The organism is Gammaproteobacteria bacterium (genome assembly GCA_027296625.1).
Taxonomy (GTDB): domain Bacteria; phylum Pseudomonadota; class Gammaproteobacteria; order JAKEHO01; family JAKEHO01; genus JAKEHO01.
Genome location: JAPUIX010000090.1, coordinates 1 through 2,542, shown reverse-complemented (window position 1 = coordinate 2,542; position 2,542 = coordinate 1). Strand labels below are relative to the sequence as shown.

The 2,542-nt window shown below is 53.9% G+C and carries 3 protein-coding genes; all 3 read left to right on the top strand.

Annotation, left to right across the window (positions count from 1 at the left end):
• The coding region (locus O6944_04860) for a hypothetical protein (GenBank protein ID MCZ6718467.1) at positions 1–292 on the top strand (292 nt) is incomplete at its 5' end.
• Positions 293–342: 50 nt separating this feature from the next.
• Positions 343–513: a CopG family antitoxin gene (locus O6944_04855; GenBank protein MCZ6718466.1), complete on the top strand. Its 171-nt coding sequence runs from the start codon at positions 343–345 to the stop codon at positions 511–513.
• Between the two features lie 137 nt (positions 514–650).
• A partial coding sequence (gene tkt / locus O6944_04850; GenBank protein MCZ6718465.1) for a transketolase occupies positions 651–2,542 on the top strand: 1,892 nt, incomplete at its 3' end.

Sequence of the window (2,542 nt, the reverse complement as noted above, 5' to 3'; positions counted from 1 at the left end):
GATCTGCGGCAGGCCACCGGAGTCTTTCGAGACGATTGCTAAACGATACATCGCCCAGCCTGATCTGATTGCACGTGGCCTGCGTGCGGGCACGAAGCCCGGCGCTCTTGCCTTCATGGTCAAGATGATGCTGACCCGCGCGCCGGATTTCGATCGCTGGGAGCGGGAGCGCGGTCATCCGATATTGCGGGAGCCTGTGCTCGCCCACGACAGTCGTGAGTGGCGCGAAGCCGCGGAGCAGAAAAAGCTTCTCCTTCTGCCGACTTCCGGAGTCAAGCCCAAAGTTAGTTGAAAGTCTCCACGGCTCCTGGTCATTACGCGTTTGAAGGACCTCTTGACAGAATGTCTATCTCGCTCAGACTCCCAGCCATAATGTTGGCAGCGTTGAAGCGACTCGCCAACAAGAGAGACGTCCCGTACCAATCGTTTCTCAAAATCTTCATCGCGGAGCGTCTTGACGAAGAATTGCGGGCTCCGAGTGTCAAACCGAGCGGAGGCATAACAATGCCTTGAAGGTGACGGTCCGTTCGGTGACGGCCCGTGTATACGCACGGACCACGCCAGACCGGCCCACAGCTTAAGGCAACGTTAACGAGATTTTGTTTGGTTACGAATCGTCCACGCTAAATCGCTGATTGAGGAGAACTAGAATGAAAAATCTAACAACAGAAAGCGCGACCATCGATCAATTGTCCATAAATACCATTCGCACGCTTTCAATAGATGCTGTGCAACAAGCCAACTCGGGCCATCCCGGAACGGCAATGGCCTTGGCGCCAGTGGTTTACTGCCTCTGGCAGAGGTTCTTGCGATTTGATCCTAACGACCCGATCTGGCCGAATCGGGATCGATTTGTTCTTTCTGTTGGCCACGCGTCGATGCTACTGTATTCCATGCTGCACCTGGCCCGCGTGAAAGCCGTAAATCCCAAATACGAAAGACTAGGCGAGTTATCGGTACCCCTCGATGATATTAAGTGTTTTCGCCAGCTCCACAGTAAATGCCCCGGTCATCCGGAGTACCGCTGGACATCTGGAGTTGAAACCACAACTGGTCCCTTGGGTCAGGGTGTTGCAACAAGTGTAGGCATGGCCATGGCCGAGCGGTGGATGGCTCAGTACTTTAACCGCCCCGGCTTCGAATTGTTCAATTATGAAACGTATGCTCTTTGTGGTGATGGCTGTATGATGGAAGGAGTGTCTGGCGAGGCTGCTTCACTGGCCGCCCACCTTGGTCTCTCCAATCTCTGTTGGATCTACGACAACAACAAGATAACAATTGAGGGTCACACTGCCTGGGCATTCAGTGAAGATGTGGCAACGCGCTTCATCGGCTACGGTTGGAACGTCACCCGCGTCGGGGACGCGAATGACCTGGAAACGCTCGAACGAGCTTTTAGGACATTCAAGAACACAGACGATAGACCGACCCTCATCATTGTTGATAGTCATATCGCATGGGGCTCGCCCAATAAGCAAGACACCCACGCAGCGCACGGCGAGCCGTTAGGCGAGGATGAGATTAGGCTGACCAAGAAACGGTACGGGTGGCCAGAGGATGCAAAGTTCTTAGTGCCTCAAGACGTTTACGATCACTTCGAGGAGGGGTTTGGCAAGCGCGGTCACGAGCTACGTGAAGCGTGGATGGCGAAGTTTGATGATTACAAAGCACGATATCCAGAGTTGGCCGATCACCTGTATAAGATGCAGCATCGCCAGCTACCTGATGGATGGGACAAAGGATTGCCGTCGTTTTCCCCGGATCGAAAGGGTATGGCTGGACGCGAAGCTTCAGCCAAGGTCCTCAATGCAATCGCTAAGAATGTTCCATGGATGATCGGAGGTTCGGCTGACTTGACCCCATCGACCAAAACCCGTCTTTCCTTCGAAGGTGCCGGCGATTTCACTGCTGAAAACTATGGGGGGCGCAATTTACATTTCGGGATTCGCGAGCACGCTATGGGATCGATCCTGAATGGGTTGTCGCTCTCAAAGATACGGCCCTATGGGTCGGGTTTCTTGATTTTCAGCGACTACGCCCGACCGGCCATCAGGCTCAGCGCGCTGATGGAAATTCCGGTGATTCATATCTTCACTCATGACTCAATAGGCGTTGCCGAGGACGGACCAACCCATCAGCCCATTGAACAACTTGCATCCCTGCGAGCCGTTCCGGGATTGATCACCTTGCGACCAGCTGATGCCAACGAAGTGACTGAGGCCTGGTGTGTGATCATGCAACTGCATCACGAACCAGTAGCGTTGATTCTTAGCAGGCAGGCGCTTCCAACCCTTGACCGCACCAAATACGCGCCAGCATCCGGGCTCGCACAGGGTGCCTATGTGTTGGCCGACGCCATTGACGGTAAACCTGAAGTCTTGCTACTAGGCAGCGGTAGTGAGGTATCACTGTGTATCGATGCCTACGAAAGATTGACAGTCGATGGGATCAAGGTTCGTGTGGTGAGCATGCCCTCATGGGAACTGTTTGAGCGGCAGAGTGAGGAATACCGAGAACTTGTCATTCCCCCTCATGTAAAAGC

Coding starts and splice junctions, on each gene's coding strand:
- O6944_04855 (MCZ6718466.1), top strand. CDS start 343: ATGTCTATCTCGCTCAGACTCCCAGCCATAATGTTGGCAGCGTTGAAG.